This is a genomic window from Chryseobacterium tagetis (genome assembly GCF_016735585.2).
Lineage (GTDB): Bacteria > Bacteroidota > Bacteroidia > Flavobacteriales > Weeksellaceae > Chryseobacterium > Chryseobacterium tagetis.
On record NZ_JAERSE020000002.1, the window covers coordinates 712,163 to 738,448 of the forward strand.

The 26,286-nt window shown below is 34.1% G+C and carries 23 protein-coding genes; 14 read left to right on the plus strand and 9 right to left on the minus strand.

The features are described from left to right. Positions 1-42: 42 nt before the first annotated feature. From JI747_RS08735 to JI747_RS08750, 4 genes are all read right to left on the minus strand, one after another. Positions 43-2,256: a TonB-dependent siderophore receptor gene (locus JI747_RS08735; protein WP_225687804.1), complete on the minus strand. Its 2,214-nt coding sequence runs from the start codon at positions 2,254-2,256 to the stop codon at positions 43-45. A 151-nt stretch (positions 2,257-2,407) separates the two neighbouring features. Further along, positions 2,408-5,482: a preprotein translocase subunit SecA gene (gene secA / locus JI747_RS08740; RefSeq protein ID WP_225687806.1), complete on the minus strand. Its 3,075-nt coding sequence runs from the start codon at positions 5,480-5,482 to the stop codon at positions 2,408-2,410. Between the two features lie 124 nt (positions 5,483-5,606). Continuing rightward, entirely contained in the window at positions 5,607-5,828 is a 222-nt protein-coding gene (locus JI747_RS08745) for a DUF2795 domain-containing protein (RefSeq protein ID WP_027382805.1), read from the minus strand. A gap of 122 nt (positions 5,829-5,950) precedes the next feature. Then, the gene (locus tag JI747_RS08750) at positions 5,951-6,991 is read right to left on the minus strand and encodes a GDP-mannose 4,6-dehydratase (RefSeq protein ID WP_225687809.1); all 1,041 of its coding nucleotides are present in this window, start codon (positions 6,989-6,991) and stop codon (positions 5,951-5,953) included. Positions 6,992-7,082: 91 nt separating this feature from the next. Between JI747_RS08750 and JI747_RS08755 the strand changes: the two genes are divergently transcribed. After that, complete coding sequence (locus JI747_RS08755; protein WP_225687811.1) at positions 7,083-7,880, plus strand: DUF2797 domain-containing protein; 798 nt, start codon at positions 7,083-7,085, stop codon at positions 7,878-7,880. A 34-nt stretch (positions 7,881-7,914) separates the two neighbouring features. After that, positions 7,915-10,575 (plus strand): DUF748 domain-containing protein, encoded by a 2,661-nt coding sequence (locus JI747_RS08760; protein ID WP_225687813.1) that lies wholly within the window; start codon positions 7,915-7,917, stop codon positions 10,573-10,575. A 19-nt stretch (positions 10,576-10,594) separates the two neighbouring features. On the opposite strand, the gene JI747_RS08765 is transcribed toward JI747_RS08760, so the two are convergent. Continuing rightward, positions 10,595-10,927, minus strand: a complete 333-nt coding sequence (locus JI747_RS08765; RefSeq protein WP_225687815.1) for a hypothetical protein — start codon at positions 10,925-10,927, stop codon at positions 10,595-10,597. A gap of 180 nt (positions 10,928-11,107) precedes the next feature. On the opposite strand from JI747_RS08765, the gene JI747_RS08770 reads away from it, so the two are divergent. From JI747_RS08770 to JI747_RS08800, 7 genes are all read left to right on the plus strand, one after another. After that, positions 11,108-11,302: a hypothetical protein gene (locus tag JI747_RS08770; protein WP_225687817.1), complete on the plus strand. Its 195-nt coding sequence runs from the start codon at positions 11,108-11,110 to the stop codon at positions 11,300-11,302. 123 nt (positions 11,303-11,425) lie between these two features. After that, positions 11,426-12,469 carry a PA0069 family radical SAM protein gene (locus JI747_RS08775; RefSeq protein WP_225687819.1) on the plus strand — a complete coding sequence of 348 codons (1,044 nt, stop codon included), beginning with the start codon at positions 11,426-11,428 and terminating at the stop codon, positions 12,467-12,469. 79 nt (positions 12,470-12,548) lie between these two features. Continuing rightward, a complete protein-coding gene (locus JI747_RS08780) occupies positions 12,549-14,165 on the plus strand; it encodes a vitamin K epoxide reductase family protein (RefSeq protein ID WP_225687821.1) in 1,617 nt (538 codons plus the stop codon). A gap of 73 nt (positions 14,166-14,238) precedes the next feature. After that, positions 14,239-14,478: a bacteriocin-like protein gene (locus tag JI747_RS08785; protein ID WP_225687823.1), complete on the plus strand. Its 240-nt coding sequence runs from the start codon at positions 14,239-14,241 to the stop codon at positions 14,476-14,478. A 52-nt stretch (positions 14,479-14,530) separates the two neighbouring features. Further along, positions 14,531-16,723 (plus strand): peptidase domain-containing ABC transporter, encoded by a 2,193-nt coding sequence (locus tag JI747_RS08790; RefSeq protein WP_225687825.1) that lies wholly within the window; start codon positions 14,531-14,533, stop codon positions 16,721-16,723. Positions 16,724-16,832: 109 nt separating this feature from the next. Continuing rightward, positions 16,833-17,048 carry a bacteriocin-like protein gene (locus tag JI747_RS08795; RefSeq protein ID WP_225687827.1) on the plus strand — a complete coding sequence of 72 codons (216 nt, stop codon included), beginning with the start codon at positions 16,833-16,835 and terminating at the stop codon, positions 17,046-17,048. Positions 17,049-17,125: 77 nt separating this feature from the next. After that, positions 17,126-18,427, plus strand: a complete 1,302-nt coding sequence (locus JI747_RS08800) for an HlyD family secretion protein (RefSeq protein ID WP_225687829.1) — start codon at positions 17,126-17,128, stop codon at positions 18,425-18,427. Between the two features lie 138 nt (positions 18,428-18,565). Here the strand turns inward: JI747_RS08800 and JI747_RS08805 are convergent, their stop codons facing one another. Next, positions 18,566-18,733 carry a bacteriocin-like protein gene (locus JI747_RS08805; protein WP_225687831.1) on the minus strand — a complete coding sequence of 56 codons (168 nt, stop codon included), beginning with the start codon at positions 18,731-18,733 and terminating at the stop codon, positions 18,566-18,568. A gap of 213 nt (positions 18,734-18,946) precedes the next feature. Continuing rightward, positions 18,947-19,897, minus strand: coding sequence for an isopenicillin N synthase family dioxygenase (locus tag JI747_RS08810; protein ID WP_225687833.1), 951 nt, complete (start codon positions 19,895-19,897; stop codon positions 18,947-18,949). An 82-nt stretch (positions 19,898-19,979) separates the two neighbouring features. On the opposite strand from JI747_RS08810, the gene menD reads away from it, so the two are divergent. Beyond that, entirely contained in the window at positions 19,980-21,656 is a 1,677-nt protein-coding gene (menD, locus tag JI747_RS08815) for a 2-succinyl-5-enolpyruvyl-6-hydroxy-3-cyclohexene-1-carboxylic-acid synthase (protein WP_225687835.1), read from the plus strand. Positions 21,657-21,732: 76 nt separating this feature from the next. On the opposite strand, the gene JI747_RS08820 is transcribed toward menD, so the two are convergent. After that, positions 21,733-22,359: an aminotransferase class IV gene (locus tag JI747_RS08820; protein ID WP_225687837.1), complete on the minus strand. Its 627-nt coding sequence runs from the start codon at positions 22,357-22,359 to the stop codon at positions 21,733-21,735. Then, positions 22,343-23,320, minus strand: a complete 978-nt coding sequence (locus tag JI747_RS08825) for an aminodeoxychorismate synthase component I (RefSeq protein ID WP_225687839.1) — start codon at positions 23,318-23,320, stop codon at positions 22,343-22,345. Before JI747_RS08825 ends, JI747_RS08820 begins: the two co-directional genes overlap by 17 nt. A gap of 47 nt (positions 23,321-23,367) precedes the next feature. Here JI747_RS08825 and JI747_RS08830 point away from each other — a divergent pair, with 47 nt between their 5' ends. From JI747_RS08830 to JI747_RS08845, 4 genes are all read left to right on the plus strand, one after another. Then, the gene (locus tag JI747_RS08830) at positions 23,368-24,090 is read left to right on the plus strand and encodes a hypothetical protein (protein ID WP_225687841.1); all 723 of its coding nucleotides are present in this window, start codon (positions 23,368-23,370) and stop codon (positions 24,088-24,090) included. A 68-nt stretch (positions 24,091-24,158) separates the two neighbouring features. Further along, positions 24,159-24,896, plus strand: a complete 738-nt coding sequence (locus JI747_RS08835) for a beta-carotene 15,15'-monooxygenase (RefSeq protein ID WP_225687842.1) — start codon at positions 24,159-24,161, stop codon at positions 24,894-24,896. Then, positions 24,896-25,984 carry an AI-2E family transporter gene (locus JI747_RS08840; RefSeq protein WP_225687843.1) on the plus strand — a complete coding sequence of 363 codons (1,089 nt, stop codon included), beginning with the start codon at positions 24,896-24,898 and terminating at the stop codon, positions 25,982-25,984. The genes JI747_RS08835 and JI747_RS08840 overlap by 1 nt, the downstream gene beginning before the upstream one ends. An 11-nt stretch (positions 25,985-25,995) precedes the next feature. Further along, positions 25,996-26,250: a DUF3820 family protein gene (locus tag JI747_RS08845; RefSeq protein ID WP_225688242.1), complete on the plus strand. Its 255-nt coding sequence runs from the start codon at positions 25,996-25,998 to the stop codon at positions 26,248-26,250. Positions 26,251-26,286 lie beyond the last annotated feature (36 nt).

A 26,286-nucleotide genomic window follows, 5' to 3' on the forward strand; every position in this document is an offset into this window, starting at 1 on the left:
ACTATTCCTGAAAGCTCAGGAATAGTCATTGTATTTTAAAGATTAAAATTTATAAGTAATGCTTCCTAAGGCGTTTATCAATTGCTGTGGATTTGCAGTGGTGAAACCTACCCAATAATGCTGATTGGTAAAGTTGTCAACTTTTACACCAATTCTGAATTTCTTTGTATCGTAGAATGCACTGGCATTTAACACAAGATATTTTGGAAGAATGAAGATACTTTCGCCAATAACATTGTTATTTGAATCTAAAATATTATTGTTAATTTCTCTATGATCGTTGGCGTAGTTTCCGCCAATCCCGAAGCCTAACCCTTTTAAGTTACCATCAAGAATCTGATAACTTGCATATAAACTTGCTAACCATGGTGAACCAGCTGTACCGGGTCTTCTTCCTTGTGTTACAGGATCGGAAGAGATATATTTAGAGTCATTATAACTTACGCCTCCAACTAAAGATAATCCTTTTACTAAATAAGCATTAACTTCTAATTCTACTCCTTTACTTTCTACTTTTCCAGCTGGGTTTTGATACGCATTGAATGTTCCTGGGATATATCCTAATGTGTATAATGAGTTTTTCACTTTAATGTTATAATAACTTAAAGTTGCATTTACTTTTCCTCTCAATAAGCTTCCTTTGAAACCTCCTTCGAACTGATTGGCTCTTTCAGGATCTGATAATGCAGTATTTGCTGCTGCATCGGTGAAATAATAGCCATAACTCTTGAAACTATTTTGATAATTTCCAAAAACAGAGAACTTATCTTTAATAATCTCATAGACTACCCCGAATTTTGGAGAAAAAGCAGATTGATTAAAAGGTTTCACTTCGTTGATCCATAAAGTTCCCCCTTTAAATTCGTTGCTTTCATATCGTACTGCTGCCATAATATTAAGCCCAGTAACTGGGGTAAATACGTTGGCAATATATCCGCTGTAAGTATTTTGTTCATCTAATTGATCGTATGTACTTACAGGCAGATTTTGATAAGCTGCTGCTAATGTTTCAGAATTAAAAGTACCAGCATAATCATAACCGTTTGCCGGAACATCAGGCGTGATAAATCCTTGTGTAAGATATTTGTAGCGTAAAGTATTCTTGATGTTCTGGAAATCGAATCCAACAACAGTTCTGTTACGCATACCGTTTCCAAATTTATAATCAAAATTGAAATTCTGCTGAACCTGGAAATATGTTTTTTTACTGTGATCGGTGGATTGGTCGGCTCTGCTTACATATAATTGATTATCTGCCGGATTTAAGTATGCCGTGAAGTACGGATTATATCCATTTGAAAAAGTATAGGCAGAACTTACATTAGTCGTTGAACGGATATTGTTATTAATCTTGTAATTAACCTGTCCAAAAAGGTTTCTCACTCTAGCCGTCGTGTACATTCCATCGCCATAGTAAGATTGTTTGTAATCCAATCCTAATTTTTCCAGGTCTTTGGCATTATCAACTCCTGTTGTGGCTTTTGATAAATAGAAAAATGACTGTTCAGGGGTTGCTTTTGTATCGAACATTTCATACTCTAAGCTTAAACTTAATTTATCATTTACCTTATATAGTAATGATGGCGTAAATGCTGTGTAAGTATTTTTTGCATCTGTTTTTTGAAAAGTTCCGGTGTTCGTATATGCTGTATTTACACGGAACATGAGTTTATTATTTTTGGTAAGAGGTGCATTAATGTCTGCCTGTGCTCTATAATAATTATAACTTCCTCCAATCAAAGAAACATTTCCACCAAATGTATCATAGGGCTTTTTCGTAATTCTGTTAACCGCCCCTCCATAAGATGTGACATTACTCCCATATAAAGTTGCAGAAGGACCTTTCAAGACTTCAAGCTTTTCTACGTTTACTGCATCAATTGATGTTGTAACCGGAGCAACCATACCATCTCTTAAAGAATTATTAGATACAAAACCTCTTAAGGCAATATAAGCTCCTCCATCTCCGGCTCTGTTTGTAGCACTCCACATTTTTTGAATCCCTGTTACATTTCTGTACGCATCATCTACTGAATAAATCATTTGATTTTCGAAAAATATCTTGTCAACTGTAGAAAATAGCTGCGGATTTTCAATAGCCTTTAAGGGCATTTTGTTGGTGTATTCTGAATCTTTTTTCAGAATGGCATTTACAATTACTTCTTCTATTTTTTTAGTATTTGTAGAATCTTTTTTTTCCTGGGCAAAACTTAGCACAGAACCCAACAATGAGGCACAGATCAGTACATTTTTCATGAAACAAAAATTTTTGCAAAGATATTGTTTTTAATTATTCTAAATAAGAGATCACATTGATATTTATCATAAAAATATTATACAGTGAATAACAAAAACCCGCAACAATATTTATTGATGCGGGTTTTATATGATGAATTAATTATTTTTCTTATGCAGGAATTTCTCCTTTGTACAAGAATGAAATAATTTCTTTGTTCAATTTGTCAATCATTTCACTGAATAAGTGGAAAGATTCTTGTTTGTAAATTACCAACGGATCTTTCTGCTCGTAAACAGCACCTTGAGAAGATCTTCTTAAATCATCCATTTCACGAAGGTGAAGTTTCCAGTTTTCATCAATGATAGATAAAGTAATATTCTTTTCAAAATCATTCACTAAACTTTCACAGTGAGTATCGTAAGCTTCTTTAAGATCTGCAACGATGGTCATGGTTTTGTGACCGTCTGTAAATGGAACCTGAATCATTTTGAACATAGAACCTTGATTTTGGTACACATTCTCAATAATAGGGAATGATTTCTCTTTCAATAAGTTCAGTTTCATTTGATAATCTTCCTGAGCTGCTTTGAATAAAATATTCGTTAAATCCTGAACATTTTTATTCTTGAAATCATTCTCAGAAACAGGAGATTCCATGGTGAACGTTTTGATGATTTCATATTCGAAATCTTTATAATTTCCTGTAGCCTTTCCTTTCGCAACGATAGAATTAGCAACATCGAAAATCATATTGGTGATATCATACTTTAAGTGATCCCCGAATAGAGCATTCTTTCTTCTCTTGTAGATAACGTCACGTTGTTTGTTCATCACGTCATCATACTCAAGAAGTCTTTTTCTTGTTCCGAAGTTATTTTCCTCTACTTTTTTCTGAGCTCTTTCAATAGATTTAGAGATCATAGAATGCTGAATAACTTCACCATCTTTGTGACCCATTCTGTCCATCATTTTAGCAATTCTTTCAGAACCGAATAGACGCATCAAGTTGTCTTCCAAAGACACATAGAACTGTGAACTTCCCGGATCTCCCTGACGTCCAGCTCTACCTCTCAGCTGTCTGTCAACACGTCTTGAGTCGTGTCTTTCAGTACCGATAATTGCCAAACCTCCGGCTTCTTTTACTTCTTTAGAAAGCTTAATGTCGGTACCACGACCCGCCATGTTCGTTGCAATTGTCACAACTCCCGGTTGACCTGCTCCTGCAACGATTTCCGCTTCTTTTTTGTGAAGTTTCGCGTTAAGAACCTGATGAGGAATTTTTCTTAATTGAAGCGCTTTAGAAAGTAATTGAGAGATTTCAACCGAAGTTGTACCTACCAATACAGGTCTTTTTGCAGCTGTTAATCTTTCGATTTCTTCAATTACAGCGTTATATTTTTCTCTGTTAGTTTTGAAAACTAAATCCTGTCTGTCATGTCTTAAAATCGGACGGTTGGTAGGAATTACCACAACGTCTAATTTATAGATTTCCCAAAGCTCACCCGCTTCCGTTTCAGCAGTACCAGTCATCCCCGCAAGTTTGTTGTACATACGGAAATAGTTCTGAAGGGTAACGGTTGCAAAAGTTTGGGTTGCTGCTTCGATTTTTACGTTTTCTTTAGCTTCGATCGCTTGGTGAAGACCGTCAGAATAACGTCTTCCTTCCATGATACGACCGGTCTGCTCGTCAACGATTTTTACTTCACCATCAATGACTACATACTCATCATCCTTTTCGAATAATGTATAGGCTTTCAATAATTGGCTCATGGTGTGAACTCTTTCAGATTTTTCAGCAAAATCAGAGAAAAGTCTTTCTTTAGCTTCAAATTCATCTTCTTTAGATAAATTTTTAGCTTCCACTTCGGCAATTTCAGTTCCGATATCCGGAAGAACGAAGAAGTTGGGATCAGAGTTTCCTTGAGACATGTATTCAACACCTTTGTCTGTCAAGTCAACCTGATTGTTCTTTTCTTCGATTACGAAGTAAAGATCTTTATCTACGATCGGCATATCACGGTTGTTGTCCTGCATATACTGAGCCTCAACTTTCTGAAGCAATGCACGGTTTCCGCTTTCCGATAAGAATTTAATTAATTGTCTGTTTTTAGGAAGACCCCTGTATGCCTGAAGCAATTTGAATCCTCCTTCTTTTGTTTTTCCTGCAGCGATTAATTTTTTCGCTTCATTAAAGATGGTAGAAACCGTTTTTTTCTGAACTTCAACGATTCTGTCGATAGAAGGTTTCAGAACATCAAATTCCTGTCTGTCTCCTTGAGGAACCGGACCTGAAATAATTAACGGTGTTCTTGCATCATCTACCAATACAGAGTCAACCTCATCCACGATAGCAAAGTTTAATTCTCTTTGTACCAGTTCTGAAGGTGAAGTTACCATGTTATCTCTCAAATAATCGAAACCGAATTCGTTATTGGTTCCGTAAGTGATATCAGAATTGTATGCTTTTCTTCTTCCGTCTGAGTTCGGTTGGTGGTTATCGATACAATCGATGCTCATTCCGTGGAATTGGTACAATGGTCCCATCCACGCCGAGTCTCTTTTGGCAAGATAGTCGTTCACTGTTACCACGTGAACTCCTCTTGCAGGAAGTGCATTTAAGAAAATAGGAAGCGTACCTACCAACGTTTTACCTTCACCGGTTGCCATTTCGGCAATTTTACCACTGTGAAGAATAACCCCTCCGATAAACTGAACATCGTAATGTACCATATCCCAGTTTACAGGTGTTCCGGCAGCATCCCATGAGTTTTTCCAAACAGCTTGATCTCCCTGAATTTCTACGAAATCTTTTCCCATAGCAGCCAACTGTCTGTCCCAGTCAGAAGCTGTTACACGGATTTCTCCATTCTGAGCCCATCTCCTTGCAGTTTCTTTTACCAAAGCGAAAACTTCAGGAAGAATTTGGCCTAGAACTTTTTCTTCAATTTCGTATGATTCTTTCTTTAGAGTCTCAATCTTTGAAAAAAGAGCTTCTTTTTCGTCAACGTTTGTTGAATTTTTTATCTGCTCTTGAATCTGTTCTATTTGAGCTGTGATGTTGCTGGTTGCAGATTTAATATTTTCTTTAAACTCAGCAGTTTTCTCTCTTAAACCATCATCAGACAATTGCTGAATTCCTGGCTCAACAGCTTTGATTTTTGTTACAACTTTTTTTACTTCTTTTAGGTCCTGCGCTTTCTTGTCTCCCAAAAACCCCTTAAGAACTTTGTTTAAAAAACTCATAAATTTTTTACTTTATGCCTAAAGCGATATACTTTAAGCGTTTTTAATAACACTTATCGTGCAAAATTGATATTTAAAAAGGGCAAAAAAGCTCTAAGCTATCGCTTAAAGCTTAATGCTTTAATTAATATTCGTCTTCGTTCCAAAGATAATCCTCGTCTGTAGGATAATCACTCCAGATCTCGTCGATTGCGTCATAAATTTCTCCTTCATCTTCGATCGCTTGAAGATTTTCCACTACTTCCATCGGTGCACCAGTTCTGATTGCGTAGTCGATAAGCTCTGCCTTTGTCATCGGCCAAGGTGCGTCACTTAAGTAAGAAGCTAATTCTAATGTCCAGTACATAATTTTCTAATTTTTTGCAAAAGTATAAAAATAGCTTATATTATATGCTTTTTTATACTTGATTTTCAACTCTTTTTATTAATTTTTGTTCATTTTCCTTTGTACAGACTGCTTTACAATCGTTATTGAGGATTCTGAATGTCATTTCTCAAAAACCATTCCACAAATTTTTTTATGCCATTTTGGAAGTTGGTGGCAGGTTTATAGCCAATTAATGTCTTGGCTTTTGTAATATCGGCGTTGGTTTTAAGGACATCTCCGGGCTGCATTGGCAGATTTTTTTTAGTGGCAGATTTTTTTAAAGCAGCCTCTAAATACGAAAGCATTTCATTTAAACTGACAACTTCACTTTCGCCAAGATTGATAATCTCATATACCCCCGAATTGCTTTCTAAATAAATAATAGATTTAATAATTCCGTCAACAATATCGTCTATATAAGTATAATCTCTGGAAGTATTTCCTTCTCCATAAAATGGTATTTCCTTTTCTTCCGTGATGAGTTTTGTAAATTTATGAATGGCAAGATCAGGTCTTTGTCTTGGTCCGTACACTGTAAAAAACCGGAGGTGAATACTATCTATATTGTACAAAGTATGATAGACATGTCCAAGAACCTCTACACATCTTTTGGTAGCAGCATAAGGAGAAATAGGCTGGTCTACATTGTCGGTTTCGGAAAAAGGTATTTTTTCATTGTTTCCATAAACACTTGATGAGGACGCATTAATGAATTTTTTAATATGAAATTCTTTACAGAGTTCCCAAAGGTTCATAGTCCCTTTTATATTTACTTCTTCATACTCTAAAGGTCTTTCTATTGAAGGACGAACACCTGCCAAAGCAGCTAAATGAATCACAACATCAGCAGAATGCTTCTCAAATATGGTTTTTAAGGCGTTTTTGTCCCGGATATCTTCAGTGTATAATTTGTAGTTTGAGGATTGGGTAATGGATAAAAGTTTTGTTAAATCACCTTCTTTTTCTGAAAATTCAAAATCAGAATTATTACCAATAGATTCTAAAGTATTCCTGATTTTTATTTTATAATCATAAAAATCATCGAAGTTGTCAATGTTTATGACAGAATGTCCATTTTTCAATAATTGTTCAACCAAATGTGAACCAATAAATCCACTTCCTCCTGTAACAAGATAATTCATCTGCGTTTTTTACTTTTACAAAAACTATAAAATTAAGTTTTCAATTTTTAATTCATTAAATTTACTTAAAAAAGTAATACTATTAAATATTATGCAGTTTAAAGGGCAAATTTTAAAAATGACGAGCTTCAATGATGAGCCGATTCAATACTATCTTAATCTTTCCGGAGATTTAATTCATATGAACGAATTGTTTGGTAAAGAATTAACGATAAAGCATGTCGGTTTTCAGTGTGTTAATTGTGGTGAGAATAAGCCAATCTACAGAATGGGGTTTTGTAAAAGCTGTTTTTTTGAAAGTCCTTACGCAAGTGATACGATCATTCGACCAGAGCTTTCTACCGCGCATTTAGGAATTGCAGAGCGCGATTTGGAAATTGAAAAAGAAATCCAGCTGCAACCGCACACTGTATATTTGGCGTATACAGGCGATGTGAAAGTAGGGGTAACCCGAAATACTCAAATTCCTACCCGATGGATTGATCAGGGTGCGACTTTTGCATTGCCTATTGCAAGAACGGAAAATCGCTATGAAGCAGGAATGATTGAGGTCGCATTGAAAGAACATCTTCCGGACAAAACCAACTGGAGAAAAATGCTTCAGGATGATTTTGAGGATGAGATAGATCTAGCCGATTTTCAGCAAAAGATTAAAGAGTATTTCCCTGAAGATTTTCAACAGTTCTATAGTGAAGGAGAGAATATGTGGAAATTTGATTATCCTTTTGAAAAACCTGAAAAAGTAAGTTCATTCACATTAGATAAAAAGCCTGAATTTACGGGAAAATTAACCGGAATTAAAGGTCAGTATCTTGGCTTTGAAGGTGGGAATTTTATTAATGTAAGAGGTCATGAAGGGTATGTAATAGAATTGAGCGTGAGGAATTGAAGTTAATTTAAAAGAAAGTAACCAAATCACAACTATGAAAAAATCCTGGGTAAAAAAGTTTCTGATCGCAACTGCAATTTTGCTTGGGATTGTTTTGTTGGGTAATTTCGGGTTTAATTTTTGGCTTAAAAACAAACTTCCCGATTTCATTAAAAAAAATACGGCTTACAAAATTTCGTATAAAATATTAGATGTAGATCTTACGACCGGAAATATTCTTGTAACCGGAATTACAATTAACAATAAAAATCCTCAAAATACTGAAGTTATTGGACTTCAGGGAACTGTTGATACGTTAAAAATAAGTCGCTTCGGAATTTTTGATGCACTACTTAATAAAAGGATAAGCTCTACAGATCTTCTACTGAGCAAACCTAATCTGAATATTGTTCTTGCTAAACCCGTTGATGAAAAGACCGGAAAAAAGAAAAATCCGGTAATGTTTGAGAATATCAGAATTAATAAAGGGGAAATTACGATTTTCAAATATACAAAGCAGATGTTTCTGAAAATAGAACAGCTGGATCTGTACGTTGAAAATTTGCAGATGACAGAAGAGTCTGTTGAAGACAAACTTCCGGTAGTATTTGACAGCTATCGTATCAAAGGAATGAATTTTTTCTTTCAGCCGGATGATATCTATGCCCTGAAAATTGATAAAATAACAACTTCGAACGGACAAATGTCTGTAGATAATTTCAGGTTAGATCCGCTTGTTACCTTTGATCAGTTTAAGCAAAAGTATCCGCAAAAAAAACAACTCTTCCAGTTCAGTATTCCGAGAATGGACTTTAAAGATGTTATTTTTAAAAATAATAGAATTTCGCTTACCCAAGCTTTTTTTCATCAGCCTAATCTGACTGTTTATACCACTCAGGCGGTTAAAAAAAATAATAAAAAGGCTGCCAATTTTGAAATTAATCTAAATGGAATTAAAATGGATAAGGCAACCGTTCAGATTATAAAACCGGATGGCAATAAGCTTTTTTCTGCCAAAGAGCTAAATCTGAATATCAATGAATTAGAATTCAGTAAAGAAACTTCAGACGAAATGATTCCTGTGCGATATAAGGATTTTAGTATTACAGGAAGAGATATTGCTTATTCTAATGCTGAAAATATTGTTTGTGAAAGTTTTGGATTAAATCCTAAAAAAGGAGAATTCAGAAATATTGCCATCACCTCTTCTCGAACGGCTACAGATTTGAAATTAAATCAACTTGCCTTTACAGTAAATAAGTGGGAAACTATAGATAAAAAACTCAATCTTGAAATCAATGAGATTTTGGTTGACCGTGTAAATGGTATCTTTAAAACTGAGGAAAAAAATAAAATAGATCCTCCTAAAAAGGTGCAAATAAAAGGAATTCAGTTTCCTCTTGTGATCAGAAAAGTGACGGTGAAAAATTCAAATATTGTGTACGAAAAAGGAAATCAGCCTTTAAAGTTCAATGATTTAAATGCATCTTTAAACCATTTGGAGATCAAACAAAAGTCTGACGGAACAGGATTAGGATTTGATGTGAAAAATTATTTGTTTTCAACTAAAAACTTTACCTACAAAACCAAATTTTATAATATGTCTGTAGCGAATATTGAATTTGGAAATGATAAAGTTAAAATAGATCATTTTGCCATGAAGCCACTTGTTTCCAGAGCTCAGTTTATTAAAATGATTCCGGTTGAGAGAGACTTGTATGATATCACCGCAAAACAGATTACTGCTGTAGGAAGCTGGGATTTATTTTCTCGTAATAAATCTGTCAATGCTTCTAATGTGACCATTCAGTCTGCGGATGCCAATATTTTCCGAAGCAAAATACCAAAAGACGATCCAAAAGAAAAGGCATTATATTCCAAAATGCTCCGAAGTATAAAATTTCCGTTTCAGATACATAATCTGGATGTGAAAAACTCAGTGCTGGTATATGAAGAGGATACTCCTGAAAGTGCGGGGCCAGGAAAACTGACGTTCAGTAATTTTAATATGAATACTAAAAACCTGAATTCTGCAAAATTAAAAGGAAAACCGACAAGAGTAGATATTAAGATCAACTGTTCATTTATGAATCTTTCTCCATTGGCGGTAAACTGGAATTTTGATGTGGCGAATTCGAATGATGCTTTTGCTATTTCCGGAAGAACGACCAATCTTCCTGTTCAGGGAATAAATCCTTTCATAAGACCTTATCTGCACGTAACCGCAACTTCGGGAACGATTCAGGAGATGTTATTTAATTTCAAAGGAAATCCTAAAGGATTAAGCGGAACTTTCAATTTAAAACATAAAGATCTTAAGATTGCTATTTTAGATAAAAAGAACCATGAGAAAAAAGGAGTTCTTACAGCGGTTGCCAATTTATTTATAAAGTCCGACTCCGGAAAGTTTCCTGAAGAAGTGACTGTAGAAAATATAGAACGGGATCCTACGAAATCATTCTTTAATCTTTTCTGGAAAGGAATTGAAAACGGGCTGAAGAAAACTTTAATAGGAGTAAACGCTGATAAAACAGAAACAAAAGTAAAGAAGGCAGTTTCTGCGGTTAAGGATATGAAAAGTTCTGTAAATGAATTAAAACAGGAAGTTAAAAATACAAAAGAGCAAAAACAACAGGAAAACACTCCGCCCAAAGAGAAGAAAAAAGGATTTTTAAAGAATATATTTAAGAAAAAAGAAACTCCCGAAACAGAATAAGTTCGGGAGTTTTTATATTTTAAAAACTATCATCATCAATTTCTTCTACAGGAATATCTCTTAGGAAAGTGTCAAATTGATCACCGGGATAGTTACTTTCGGCTCCGTAAGAATCTATAATCATTCCGCGATTTCCGATGCTGTCTTTTATGACATACAGTGCCACATTGTCATCGGGACTACTGTCGCCTTCAAAACGATAGGTTTTTAGTATTATCAGTTCTGAGGGTAAATAAATCTTGTCAGAATTTTCAAATCTCATTTCCCCCTGTTCATTCATTCTGAGTTCCTGATCTATTCCTCTTTCTCTTAACGTTTCCATTACTTGGCTTAATGTTGTCATTTGGCTCATATACTTTTATTTTTTCACAATTATCTCTGTTTACTTACTACAATAATTAAACCATTTGGTTCTGTAAAATATTAGTAAAGTATATTTTAAGAGAAAACCAATGTTAACAAAATTTATAATTTATAAAATACGAATAGGTATGCTTTTTGTAAGAATTACTAGAAATAAAATAAACAAAACATGAAAAAAGAAGTTGGAGTATTACTGGCAGGAGGAGTTGGTTTCTTGGCGGTATTAAGTTTTATAGGAATTAAAAAAATATTGACTAAAAAGGATAAAAAATACAATGATATCTACTCAGATTATCACAGACATTTTGATGGAAAAAACCACGATGAAGATCATCACGGAGTAGAATTTTATGCACTGAAGTAGTAAAAAAATATATTTAAATTATGTTTAAAACCGGTCCTTTTGAAAGGATCGGTTTTTTTGTGGAAAACTTTAGTGTTAAAACTCATTATTTTCAAAAAGTTCCATTCTAATTTTGCATCTGAAATGCAGAACGAAAATAATATAAAAGGTCAGGGTGCGCAACGAAATGTTATTAACCGTTTCGACAGATATACTTTTGAGCCAGATGATGAGGATTTTGAAACGGTAAAGACTTCTTTTACCGAAGTGTTTCCGAAAACCATTGTCAATCAGGTGAAAAGTGAAGATTTGCCGATGGAATATTCTATGAATCCTTATCAGGGTTGTGAGCATGGCTGTTCTTACTGTTTTGCAAGACCGACTCATGAATATTGGGGATATAGCGCCGGAATTGATTTTGAAAGAAAGATCATGGTGAAAAAAAATGCTCCGGAATTATTAGAAAAATTTTTCCGGAAAAGAGGTTACCAACCCGCACCTATTCTGCTTTCTGGAAATACAGATTGTTATCAGCCTGCGGAAAGACAATTTGAGATTACAAGAAAAATGCTGCAGGTATGTTTGGATTACAGACATCCTGTAAATATTCTGACAAAAAATGCTCTGGTCTTAAGAGATCTGGACATTCTAAAGCCTTTGGCTCAACAAAACCTGGTTTCCGTTTCATTGAGCATTCCCACAATAAATGAAGACTTGCGCAGAAAAATGGAACCCAGAACGAGCTCTTCAAAAAATAAACTGAAAGCGATAGAAATTCTTTCTGAAAACCATATTCCTGTAAATGTAATGGTGGCTCCGATTATTCCGGGGTTGAATAGTGATGAGCCTTTAAATATTTTAAAAGCTATTTCGGAGGCAGGAGCACAAAGTTTTGGTTACACTTTAGTAAGATTAAATGATACTGTAGAACCCGTTTTTGTACGCTGGATCGAAACCTGTTTTCCGGACCGCGCACAGAAAGTTTTAAACCTGATTCGCTCGATGAGAGGAGGGAATCTGGGCGAAAAAAGATATTTTGACAGGCAAAAAGGTGATGGAAATATTGCCGAAATGATTCACAACACCTTTAAAATAGGAAGAAAGAAATTTTTCGACGGAAAAGAGTTCCCCAAATTGTCTACTGAAAACTTTACGGGAACAAAGGAGCAGCAGGTGAGATTATTCTGAAATTTATTCTAAATCAATAATTTACTTAAATTTCTTAAAATTAATACATAATAATTCCTGTATATTAGAAATATTCTGAATGAAAGCAGTATATTTATCCGACTTACTTTTGAAAAGATATGAAACAGAAGTAATAGTATACCATCATGAAATCACAGAATTATTTATGAATTTTGAAAAACTAATAGACTATTTTAAGCTTGATAAGCAGGAGTTTTATTTCCAGTTTAGTTCTCATCCTAATTATCCATCTGCTTTGGCTTTCAGTGACACCCTCAATTTTTTAGGACTAAGAAATGATGCTTATGAATTGGATAAGGAATATTGGGATGAACTTCCGGAAGAATATATTGCTGTAGTTGACAATTCTTTTTCTTTGGTGAAAAAAAAGGGAGATCAGTTTACGGTGTATTCGGATAAAGTAAAAAATGTAACGAAAGAAGAGCTTTATCAGAAATCAAGTGAATTTGTGCTTCTTTTTGAAAAGATTGAAGGGACAAAAACAGCTTCTTCTTTCAATTTTAAGCCGGTTATTTATGCAATTTTCGGATTAATTATTCTATATTCTTTGCTTCAGTTTAGCTGGTATGAAAGCGTTTTTAATATATTGTCTTTAGCCGGAGTTTATATTTCTTTAGAGCTTTTTAATCAGAAATTTGGGCAGGTTTCTACTGTTGTTAATAATATTTGTGGAGTAGGAACAAATAATGCTACCCAAAGTTCTTGTTCAAAGATCTTTTCTTCTGATAAAACCAATGTTTTGGGACTTAAATTATCAGACTTTAGTTTGATCTACTTTTTAGGAATTACCTTTTTGGGACTTATTTTCCCTGATGCTCAGTTTGTCTTACGAATTACGGCTTTGACTTCTTCGGTGGTCATTTTGTATTCTTTATATGTTCAGTTTTTTGTTGAAAAATCTTTCTGTAGGGTTTGTTTTCTGATCATATTTATTTTATTGTCCCAGATTGCAATAAGTACGGTGTATTTTAGTTGGGGGGCTTCTTTGGCCATTGTTTTTGTAAGTACTATTGTATTTGCGTCATTGTTTTTTACGACTGCTTTTTTCAATAATTTGTTGAATCAAAAAGAAGAACTTAAGAAATCGAATGCTAAAAATCTTAGGTTTAAAAGAAACTATGATCTTTTCAAAAGAGAACTTTTAGATAAGGAAAAAGTTGAATTTTCAGATGAGAATACTTTTTTCGTTGGAAATAAAGAGGCTAAGCTTCATCTTTCTGTTGTTTCCAATCCTTATTGCGGATTTTGTAAAGGAGCTCATGAAATAGTAGAAAATTTATTGCATCAATATCCTAACGATATTTCTGTTCAGATGAGGTTTAATTATTCTCCGGAGCAGCAAAATGAAAAATATACTCAGTTGATTTCCGATTTCATGCACGTATACAAAAATAAACCTGAGAAAGAGTTTGTCAATCTTGTGGAGTATTGGTTTGAAACAAGAGATGAAAGCAAAGTAAGGCAAAAAGTAGGAATTACTTCTAGCGATGAAAATCTTACTCCGGTTGTCAATATGTCGATAGAAAATAAAAATGCGGGAATTAATTTTACACCTATCATTTTAATCAATGGGTATCAGTTTCCGAATAAATATGATCGTGAAGATATTCACTATTTTATTGGTGAATTGATAGAAGATGAAGAAATTTATAATCAAATAGTATCCGTTATATAAAATTCACTACATTAGGAAAATTAATAGCGGAATCTGAAAAGCTGATAGAGTAGGAGATTAAATCAATATTTTTATGAAAAATTTAAAGAAAATTTCTAGAGCAGATTTGTCTAAAATTGCAGGAGGGTACCGAAATCCTAATAATCCAGAATGGGTTCAATGCTATAATGTTGGATACTGCTATAGCATGCCAAATGATGTTAATGGGATCGGTGTTCCTATAAATCACTATGATTATAATGTTCCTGAAGGAGCTACTAATATAAGAGTATGTGGGTGGAGTGCTATAATACCAGCTCCGGCAGGCTGCTAAGAAAAACTTTATTTAAGAGACTGTTAATAACAGTCTCTAATTTTAACGGATAATGAAAAAATTTCCTTTTTACCTTCAACCGGATTCTAAAGATTGCGGTCCGACCTGTCTCAGAATTATTAGTAAGCATTACGGCAAAAGTATTTCTTTGCAACAGATCCGTAATTTATCAGAAACAACACGAGATGGCAGTAGTTTATTAGGATTAAGTGATGCTGCTGAAGATATGGGATACCGATCTTTAGGAGTTCAGGTTGATTTTGAAACACTTGCTGTAGAAGTTCCGTTTCCCTGTATTGTTCACTGGAATAAAAACCATTTTGTAGTTGTTTATAAAATTGATAAAAACAATCAGGTTTATATTTCTGATCCCAGTTATGGACTTATTTCTTATACAAAGGATGAGTTTATCAGACGCTGGATCGGAGAAAATGCGAATGAAAAAACAGAAGAAGGGATAGCGCTTATTCTTGAAACAACACCTGCTTTTTTTCAAACCGAATTTGATGATGAGGAAAGTAAGGCCAGTTTTTCATTTCTTTCAAAATATCTTCTGAAATATAAATCGCTTATTATACAATTGGCGATGGGGCTCTTGGCGGGAAGTTTACTTTCTCTTATTCTTCCGTTCCTTACCCAGAGTATTGTAGATGTTGGGATTCAGAATCAGGATTTGAATTTCATTTACATTATACTTTTAGCCCAGATCATGCTTTTCCTGGGAAGAATGGGTATTGAGATTATCAGGAGTTGGATTTTGCTTCATCTTTCAACAAGAATAAATATTTCCATCATTTCAGATTTCTTTATCAAATTAATGAAACTTCCAATCAGTTTCTTTGATACCAGAATGACAGGGGATATCATGCAGAGAATCAATGATCATCACAGAATTGAGCAGCTTCTTACGAGTTCTTCGCTGAATACATTGTTTTCATTGGTCAATCTTATCATCTTCAGTATAGTCCTGCTATTCTATGATTACAGACTGTTTATTGTATACTTTATTGGAGCGGCACTTTATGTAGGCTGGATAACGTTCTTCCTGAAAAAAAGGAAAGAACTTGATTATAAAAGGTTTTCTCAGGTTTCTCAGGAGCAAAGTAAGGTGATTGAGCTTATCAACGGAATGCAGGAGATAAAAATGCATAATGCTGAAAAGCAAAAACGCTGGGATTGGGAATTTTTGCAGGTAAAGCTATTTAAGCTAAGGATAAAATCTTTATCATTAGAACAATGGCAATCTGTGGGAGGTAATTTTATCAATCAGATGAAAGATATTCTGATCAGTTTTTTATCTGCCAAGCTGGTATTAACCGGAAATCTTACATTGGGGATGATGCTTTCCGTACAATATATTATAGGGCAACTTAACAGTCCTCTAATGCAGCTGATCGATTTTATCAGACAAACACAGGATGCCAAAATTTCACTTGAAAGATTGGGAGAAATTCATGATAAAGATGATGAAGAAAGCAAAGATGAGCAATATGTAACGGATATTCCTCATCAGGATATTGAGATCACTGATATGTCATTCAGGTATATTGGGACAGAACAGAATGTTTTTGAAAATTTAAATCTTTCAATTCCCTACCGGAAAACGACAGCTATTGTTGGAGCAAGTGGAAGTGGTAAAACCACTCTGTTAAAATTATTAATGAAGTTCTATGAACCTAATGAAGGAGAAATAAAAATAGGGAATACCCAAATGAAAAGTATTTCTCCGAGATTTTGGAGAGATCAGTGTGGAGTGGTAATGCAGGAAGGATATGTCTTTAATGATACAATTTCCAATAATATTGCAGTTGGTGAAGATTATGTGGACAAAGCAAAGTTGAGAAAAGCAGTTGAAATTGCGAATATTAAAGAATTTATTGAAGGATTGCCACTAAGCTATAATACAAAGATAGGAAACGAAGGAATCGGAGTTAGCGGTGGACAAAGACAGCGATTATTTATTGCCAGAGCGGTCTACAAATCTCCGGAATATATTTTCTTTGATGAAGCTACAAGCGCCCTGGATGCAAATAATGAGAAGATAATCATGGAAAACCTTGAACGATTTTTCGAAGGAAAAACTGCGGTTGTTATTGCTCATAGATTATCTACGGTGAAGCATGCCGATAAAATTATTGTATTAGATAAAGGAAAAGTAGTGGAAGAAGGAAATCATGCCGAACTGGTAACTTTAAAAGGAGAATATTACAGGCTTGTAAAGAACCAGCTGGAATTAGGAAATTAAATTTAAAAAATAAATCAAATAAGTAAGAATTATTTTTTAAATTTAAAATCCAAATAAAGCGGAATCCGAAAAGCTAATAGAGTAGGAAACAAATTAATCTAAATTTATTATGAAAAATCTAAAAAAAATCTCAAGAAATGATCTTAAGTCAATTAAAGGAGGTGGAATTGGAGATGATTGTTTTGCACAAATCATTCCTGGAGATCAAATCCCTGAAGATGGTGGAGGGTATGCTTGTCCTTGTAACTTAATGTGGTGTCCAAATAAAGGATCTTGTATCTGGGAAAATATGTATGACGAAGATACATGTGTTGGAACCCTTTAAGTTTCTATTAAAAGGAAAATTTATTTAAATTAAATACTGTTAAATCCCCTTATATGGGGATTTAATTTATGATAAAGATGCCAGCACAAGACGTTTTAGATAACATAGAACTACGCTCAGAAAGCGTTCAGGATATTCTTACCCAACCTCCTCATTGGATGATCCGTTGGGGAAATACGATGTTTCTCATTATATTGATAATGATCGTATTAATGAGCTATATGGTCAAATATCCGGAATTTGTACCGGCTCCTATTATTGTGACCTCTCAAAATCCTCCGGAAAAAATTGAAGCAAGAAATAATTCAAAAATTGAGAAAATATTTATCAGAGATCATCAGAAAGTTAAAAATGGAGATGTTCTTATGGTATTGCAATCAGCAGGAAATTATGAGGATGTTTTAAAGCTTAAAAAAATTGTTGATACAATTGCATCCAACCATTTATCGTCTTTTCCGGTGCATGAAAGCTCTTACTTTAAGTTAGGGGAACTTCAGGGAGATTATAACAGTTTTGCAAAAGCGCTTCAGGATGAGCATTTATTTACCAAGCTTCAGCCGTATGCTCCGGAAAATTTGGCGGCAAACCAAAGTCTTGCAGAATATAGAGGACGAATTTCGACTTTAAAACAGCAAAAAAACTTAGAAGCTTTAAAATATACACTTACCAAGAAAAATTATCAGAGATCTCAAAAATTATTTGCACAGGGTGTTATTGCTGCTGTAGAGTTGGAAAATGAAAAAATAAAATACCTTCAGGCTCAGCAAAACTTAGAAAACATCAATATTTCCTTATCGCAAATGGAGGAAAGTATTTCTAACCTGACTAAGACAAAGAGCGGAACAGCTATTAATACTGAAAAAGACAAAATAAATTATTCTTCACAGACATTACAATTATTTGAACAGCTTAGAAAGTCATTAAAGCAATGGGAACAAACCTATATTATTTCTTCATCTACTGATGGTGTGGCAAGCTTTCAGCAGTTTTTTGGTGTTAATCAGTTTGTAAAAGCGGGAGATCCTATTGTTTCTATTTTACCGGATGAAAAGGAAGCTGTGGTAGGAAGAATGTCTGTACCAACAGTGAATTCAGGGAAAATTATAACAGGAGAAAAAGTTTTAATAAAGCTGGATAATTATCCTTATCAGGAATTTGGTATTATTGAAGGAAAAGTCCAGAATATTTCACTTATTCCTGATTCACAGGGAAATTATTATGTAGATGTTATTCTTTCTAAAGGGCTAAAAACCTCATACAACAAAACCTTAAAATTTGATAAAGAATTAAGAGGGAATGCTGAAATCGTAACGAAAGATTTAAGATTAATCGAAAGAGTATTCTATCAGATAAGAAAATTATTAGGCTATCAAAGCTAAAAAGTAGATCCGACTAGTCTTGAAAAAGGGAGACTACCGAACGATAAAAGCTAGTCATACTTTTTCAGGACGAAACATTAAATAAAAGAAACCGTTCCTTTGGGAGCGGTTTCTTTTATGAAGCGTATTGAATTTCAATTAGATTGAATTGTCCGGACATTTGAAGTCGTCACTACATGTTGCGCAAACAATTGTTCCATCTGGACATGCATACATGCAAAGCTCAGGTTCTGGAAGTGGTTTTACTCCTCCTGCTCCAGTAATAGTTTTTAATTGGCTTTTGTTTAGTTTTTTTAAATTTTTCATGTTGTTTTAGTTTTGAAATTTGATACTAACGTAAAGATAATCAAAAAACTAATAACTCAAACCTATGTGGAATATTTTTATAATTAAATTTAGTTCAATAATTAAAAAAGAGCTGGGAAGAGCTGAAAAATACAAAATATGTTAAGGGAAAAAAATTACATAAAACTTCAATTCAAATAAAAAACCGGGTAAAAATACCCGGTTTCATTGTTTTTATTTCTTTATTAAGCCTAATTCAATTAATCTTTCATGTAAAAATTCTCCTGCGGTTGTATCTTCATACAATTTAGGATTGTTTTCGTCTACACAATTTTCAAGAGCATTTAAAGACATTCCGCTTACAGGATGCATAAAGAAAGGAATAGAATATCTTGAAGTTCCCCACAATTCTCTAGGTGGGTTTACCACTCTGTGAATCGTAGATTTCAATTTGTTGTTGGTATGTCTCGATAACATATCTCCAACATTAATCATCAATTCGTCCGGTTCTGCAATCGCATCAATCCAGTCTCCATTGTGATTCTGAACCTGAAGACCTTTCCCCTGAGAACCCATTAAAAGAGTAATCAAGTTGATGTCTCCGTGTGCTGCAGCTCTTACTGCATCATTTGGTTCTTCTGTGATAGGTGGATAATGAATAGGTCTTAGAATAGAGTTTCCTTCTGCAATTTTATCATCAAAATAAAATTCATCAAGACCAAGATACAGAGCCAGTGCTCTCAGAACATACTGTCCTGTTTTTTCAAGCATTTGGTAAGCTTCCTTACCTACCTCGTTGAATTCCGGAAGTTCATCAACGATTACATTGTCGGGATACTCGCTTTTGTATTTTGAATCATCAGACACATACTGTCCAAAATGCCAAAATTCTTTCAAGTCTCCTTTTTTGAAGCCTTTTGCAGTCTCCTTACCGAATCCTACATAGCCTCTTTGTCCACCAATTCCCGGAATTTCATACTTCTGTTTCGTTTCCGTTGGTAATTCAAAAAAGTTTTTTACCTCTCCATACAATTCACTCACAAGCTTATCATCCAAGAAATGTCCTTTTAAAGCAACAAATCCGATTTCTTCATAAGCTTTTCCGATTTCATTTACAAATTTCTGTTTGCGTTCCGGTTCACCCGAAAGGAAATCACGCAGGTCTACACTAGGTATTTTATCCATTTTAGAAATTTTTCGTGGTGCTAAATTACATTTTTTAAATTAATCTTTTTAGAGTTAAACATTTATAAATTAAATTTGTATTATGAAAAAATATTCTTCTAAAAGAAGTATTCAGATACTCGCACATCTTCTTCAACAGTACGGAATTTCGGACATTGTTATTTCACCGGGATCAAGAAATGCTCCCTTGGCAATTCATTTTTCAGAAATAGATAATTTTCATTGCTATAGCATTGTAGATGAGAGAAGTGCAGCTTTTGTAGGAATGGGAATGGCAAGAAGTGAGAAAAAACCGGTTGCTATTACGTGTACAAGCGGATCTGCTGCGTTAAATTATTATCCGGCAATTGCAGAAGCTTTTTATCAGAATATTCCTTTGTTGATCTTAACAGCAGACAGACCTACGGATTTTGTAGATCTTTTTGACGGACAGACAATCAGACAGAATAATGTTTTTCATCAGCATTCTTACGGAGATTTCCAGCTTTTGGAAGACAGTAAAGAAAATGCAGAAGATCTGAATTTTGAAACTATTAAAAAAGCCATTGAGCTTTGTTTTGAAAAGCAAGGTCCGGTTCATATCAATATTCCATTGGAAGAACCTTTATATGAATTGGTTTCCGAGCTTCCGACTTTCCCGACGGTGGAAAAGACCATCAAGCAAAAAGACTATGAAATTCCGTCTAATCTGATTGCAGACTGGAATACTTCTCAAAGAATTCTGCTTTTGGTAGGAACAAGAGATTATAGTCCGGAATTGGAAAGCCAGCTTACACAACTGGTAAAAAATCATTCTGTAGTGGTATTGAGTGAGGCGAACTCCAATCTACACCACGAAAAATTCTTTAAACATATTGACCGTTATATTTATAATTTCACGGAAGAAGATTATAAAACTTACGCTCCGGATTTATTGATTACGGTAGGCCAGAATGTAGTATCAAAAAAAGTAAAACAGTTTTTAAGAAAAGCGCATCCAAAGCAACATTGGCATCTGGATGAGGTTTGGCAACCAGATACCTATTTTTCGTTAACAGAGAAAGTTGAAGTAAAACCGGAAGTTTTCTTTGCCAAGCTGTTGAAATTTATCAATCTCGAGCCTAAGCCTTATTTCAATCTTTGGGATGTTTTAAGAGATAAAAAAGATGCGAAACATGAATCGTTCCTGAACAAGATTGATTTTTCAGATTTTTATTTCTTCAATAAAGCTTCTCAGACCATTCCTGAGAATTATAATATTCATTTCAGTAACAGTTCGGCGATCAGATATGCACAGTTATTTGATTTTGGAAAAAGTAAGATTTACTGTAACAGAGGAACAAGCGGAATAGATGGTTCTACTTCTACGGCAATGGGATTTGCTATTAAAAATGCGAATCCGACTTTGTTAATTACCGGAGATCTGAGTTTCTTCTACGATATCAACGGACTTTGGAATCAATATATTCCGCCATTTGTAAGGGTGATTATTTTTAATAATGGAGAAGGAAATATTTTCAAAATTATTCCGGGACCAGGAAATGCGAATCCGAATACATTAGATGAATTTATTGCTACAAAACATCATAAGAATGCGGAGCATCTGGCAAAACACTTTGGCTTTTCTTACATAAAAGTTGAGGATGAACCAACATTGGACAGAGTAATGGAGAATTTCTTCAAGGCAGATACACAGCCGAAAATTTTAGAAGTAAATACATATGGAAAAAACAGTGCAGATGTTCTGAAAGCTTATTTTGATTTCATGAAAGAAAATTAAAATTCCATTGATACACAAAAAGCATCCGTATTTTAAAATATGGATGCTTTTTTATTATATTATAAATTGCTTTTAGCTAGATATCTAAATATTCTTCATTATCCGGAAGGTTGATAATTCTGTCAATTGGATAAATAAACATATCATCAAAATCATTTAAAGCATTAATCAACTGAAAGTGTGAAAACTGTTTAATGTTTTGCAAAGTGATTTCTGTTTCTTTAATTTTTTTCTGCTTCAACAGATTTTGCCTTTGTACTCCGTCTAGAAGATACGTAGAGGGGGTAAACCAGTCTTTCCCTTTTAGAAATAAAAGATTGGAGAAAGAAGTATCTGTAATATGATTGTTTTTTACAATAATGATTTCCTCGGTCTTCGCTTTCATCTTCATTTTATCAAGCTCTTTTCGGTCTTCAAACTTAAAAGAATAATCGAAGCTGTTGTTTTCTACTAACTGAAAATCGGCTATTTCTGGAATAGCATAAGGAATCATCTGGGTACGCACTTTTTTATCAAGATCATACACGAGTCTAAGCTTGAAAAGACCGTCTTCATCATGTTCCAGTTTTTCATATATTTTTTTTAAGTCAATAGAACCTTCTTTTCCAAAATGTGAAAAAGTCTGATTGATCCGTTTTTGGTGAAGTTCCAAAAGGAAAACTTTCTGATCCTCTACTTTAATGCTCTCAATGAATTGGGACATATATTTTGTTTTTCATTTCCTGATATTCGTCTTCTAATTTACTCATATGCGTTATTCCGCCTCCGCTTTTGAAATAAAGGTCTTCTCCTTCTTTTTCTATAAAACGTATCATTACACAGCTGTCCAGATTTTCACCGTCAAACCAACCGCAAACTCCTGTGTAATATCCTCTTTCGTATCCTTCCGCATTAAGGATGATTTCAAGTGTCTTAGGTTTTGGAGCCCCTAAAATAGAACCGGCAGGAAGCAGTTTTTTCATAATGCTGCCTACTTTTCCATCGAATTCAGGTTTTAAAGATCCTGAAATCTCAGAGCTCATCGCAAATAAATCTTTTTGTTGTGTTTTTATAAAATCGATGTATTGGAACTTGTCTACTTTTACATCATCTGCTACCATGCTCAGATCATTTCTAAGCAAATCGACTACTGTATAATGTTCTGCCTTTTCTTTTTTATCATTCTTTAAAATTTCTGCAGCATTATCCAAAGAAGCATCAATAGTTCCTTTCATGGGGTAAGTCAGAATTTTGCCATCAACAATCTTTACGAAAGTTTCAGGAGAAAAAAATACGAAAAAATCTTTATAAAAAACCTTGTATTTTGCAGTTGAATGATAAAAAATCTCTTCCAGTGTTAAATTTGTTTCAATCTTGGTTTTTCTTGTATAATTAACAAGATATGAGTTTCCGAAACGAATATTTTTCTGAACTTCATTAAATCCTTTTTCAAAGCTTTCCTGCGTTTCCGGAAAAGAAGTCCATTCTACTTTTTTATTTAATTCTGAAGAGCTTTCGGTGTTTGAAAAATTTTGAAAATCAATAAGTAAGCCTGATTCTTTGATGTCGCTTTCTTTGAAGACTTCCACATTCTCTCCAAGAAAATCGACGATGAAGAAATAGGGAACCTTCTGAAGAGAAAGTTCATCCATTTCCATAAATTTTTGATGATTCATTGAAAACATTCGACAAAAGTAATTATTGATGTTTACTTTTGCACAAAATTTTTTTGATGCAGAACAAATATCCACAGAAACCGGGAATTGATTTTATCTTGAAGCAGGCTTTTTTCTATTGGAACAAGACATTGGTTTTCCAGCTGATGTTTTCAATTATTTATTTTGCCGTTTTTTTTACGTCGCTTTTTTTCTTTGCTTCCAAATACGGAATTTGGGATCAACAAAAAGAATTGATGGATGCTTTTAAAATAAGTACGGAAGCATATATTCAAAAAGCAGCAGAATTGGGAGCTACAGAGAATTCCAGATATTTCAGCTATGCGTTTTTAGGGACTCTTGTTTTTTTGTATCCTTTAAATATTGGTTTCTTCCAGATTTTCGGAAAAATAGATTTGAAAGAGAAGATAGAGATTTCCGATTTATTCATAGGGTACAATGGGCTTAATTTCTTTAAATATGTAGGCTATTTTTTATTTTGGGTCTTAATCTATTTTATGATCGCCCAAACTATTATTTTGCCGTTTATATGGGTATTAATAACGGTTCTTGTAGCACCGCTTATGTTCTTTAACAACAGAAGAAGTTTTGAAGCTATATCTTTAAATTTCAAAGTGCTGAAAAGTCATTTCGTAGAAATTTTAGTGTGCGTTCTTGTGGCTTTTCTCTTTAAATATGTCGGTTTTGCAGTATTCCTTGTCGGAGGTCTTTTTACATTTCCATTCTGGAATGCAATGATCTATTCACTTTATAAAGCAGTTTTTTCGGATAAAAGTTAAATTTCCAGATACTTACCATTTGTTTTATCAAAAAAAATTTAAATTTGATAAACCATAAAATATTAACCATGTCTGAATTTAACGAATTTGACCAACAAGGCTCCGTACCTAATCGGGATACCGGATCTATTATTTCCCATGCTTTTGAAATGTATAAAGGCATTTTTCTCTATGCCATTGTAAGCATGATTATTTATGTGATCGCAGATTCAATTCTGGAATCTATTGTAGGATTTAATCTTTGGAGCTTTGGAGAAACTATTAGAGATACCGATGGGGATTTTTCTAATTACAGCTACCATTATTCGCCGGGATTTTCTCTGTATTATTCTTTTTCCGGAGTTTTAGGGGCCTTATTGTCTCCAATATATGTGGGATTGATTTACATGACGAATAAGTATAATAATAAAGGGGCTATAGAATTTTCGGATTTGTTTATCGGCTACAGACAAAACTTTGTCAATATCCTTATTTACAGTCTTATTACTCATGTTGTATTAAGAATTGCATTGGCAATGTGCGGAATTCCTTTCTTCCTGGTTTTTCCTTTCTTTTTGCTGGGGTATCCTATTTTACTTTTCGAAAATGCTACGGCTACAGAAGCCATGGGAAAAGCATATAATATTGCAAAAGACAATTACGGAACGTTCTTTGTTGTGTCACTTTTAGGATTAATATTGAGCTTTTGTGGACTTCTTGCCTGTTGCATCGGAGTGCTTTTAACGGGAGCGTTTATGACCACGGTAATGTATTCCACGTACTGTGCTTATTTAGGAAAACCAAGGCAAATAACATATAATAAATAATGATGAATAAAGATAAACAAATCAGCAGCGTTGCCATTAAGCAAGTTTCTTTGCTGGCTATTATTTTAATTTTAACGGGGTTGGTCTGTTTTAATCTTTCTTTGTTTATTCCTTCTGTTTTGGGAGCGATTACGATCTATGTAGTTTGCAGGAAGTACAATTTCTATCTTCAGGAAGAGAAAAAATGGAAACCGTGGCTTTCTTCATTTGTTTTAATGCTTGCGAGTTTAATTATTCTTATTCTTCCGGTCTATTTTATCGCCGATCTTTTGATCCAGAAATTAGGAAACGCACAAGCTTATATGGATAAGTTTAATGTGTTTCTGGAAAAGATACATACCTATATTTATTCAAAAACAGGTTTTGATATTTTAAGCAAAGAAAATATGGATAAGCTGAAGAGTAATGTAGGTCAGTTTTCAACAAAAGCGTTGAGCGGGACTTTCAATACGCTTACAGTGATCATGTCCATGTATTTTATTCTTTATTTCATGCTTGAAAGACCGAGGTTTTTCGAAAGGATCATATCTTCTTCGGCGCCTCTTAAAAAGGCAAATGTCTCATTGATCGGAGAAAAAATGAGAAAACTCATTATCGCCAATGCCATTGGAATTCCTGTAGTTGCAATGGGACAAGGTCTTGTTGCTTTGGTGGGATATTTCATCTTTGGAGCTCCAAGTCCTGTTCTGCTTTTTGCCCTTACTGCGGCAGCATCCATGATTCCGGTTGTCGGAGCCGCCATTGTGTACGTCCCGATTTGTATCTTTATGATCGCTGAAGGAAATACAGGACCGGGAATCGGACTGGCTATTTACTGTATTGTGGTGGTTGGATTAACAGACAATCTCCTGAGATTTACATTATTAAAAAAACTGGAAGATATTCATCCTTTAAATACCGTTTTCGGAATTATTATGGGGATGAACCTATTTGGCTTTATGGGGCTTATTTTTGGACCCATTTTAATCTCTTTAACATTACTTTTAATTCAGGTATACAGAGACGAATTTTCAGAGGAAGGTATTCCCGAACTCAAACTTCCGGGTGATGATGAGGAAAAAGATAATAAAATTGATATAATAGTATAAAAGTGGAAGGAATAAACCCTGAAATATTAAAAGAGATCTGTGTCGTTAAAATGCCTTTCGGAAAATACGAAGGAACAATTCTGGCAGATTTGCCCATAAGTTATCTCGAATGGTTTTACCGTAAAGGAATGCCAAAAGGAAAGTTGGGAATGCAGCTCTCAACGATTTATGAAATTAAATTGAATGGTTTGATGGATCTGTTAATTCCCCTTCGTGGAGGATCTGTAAACTATCAAAAACTAAATCCAAAAACGTTTAAATTTTAAAAATAAGTTTCGGCGGCATCGAAGATGCCGCCGAAA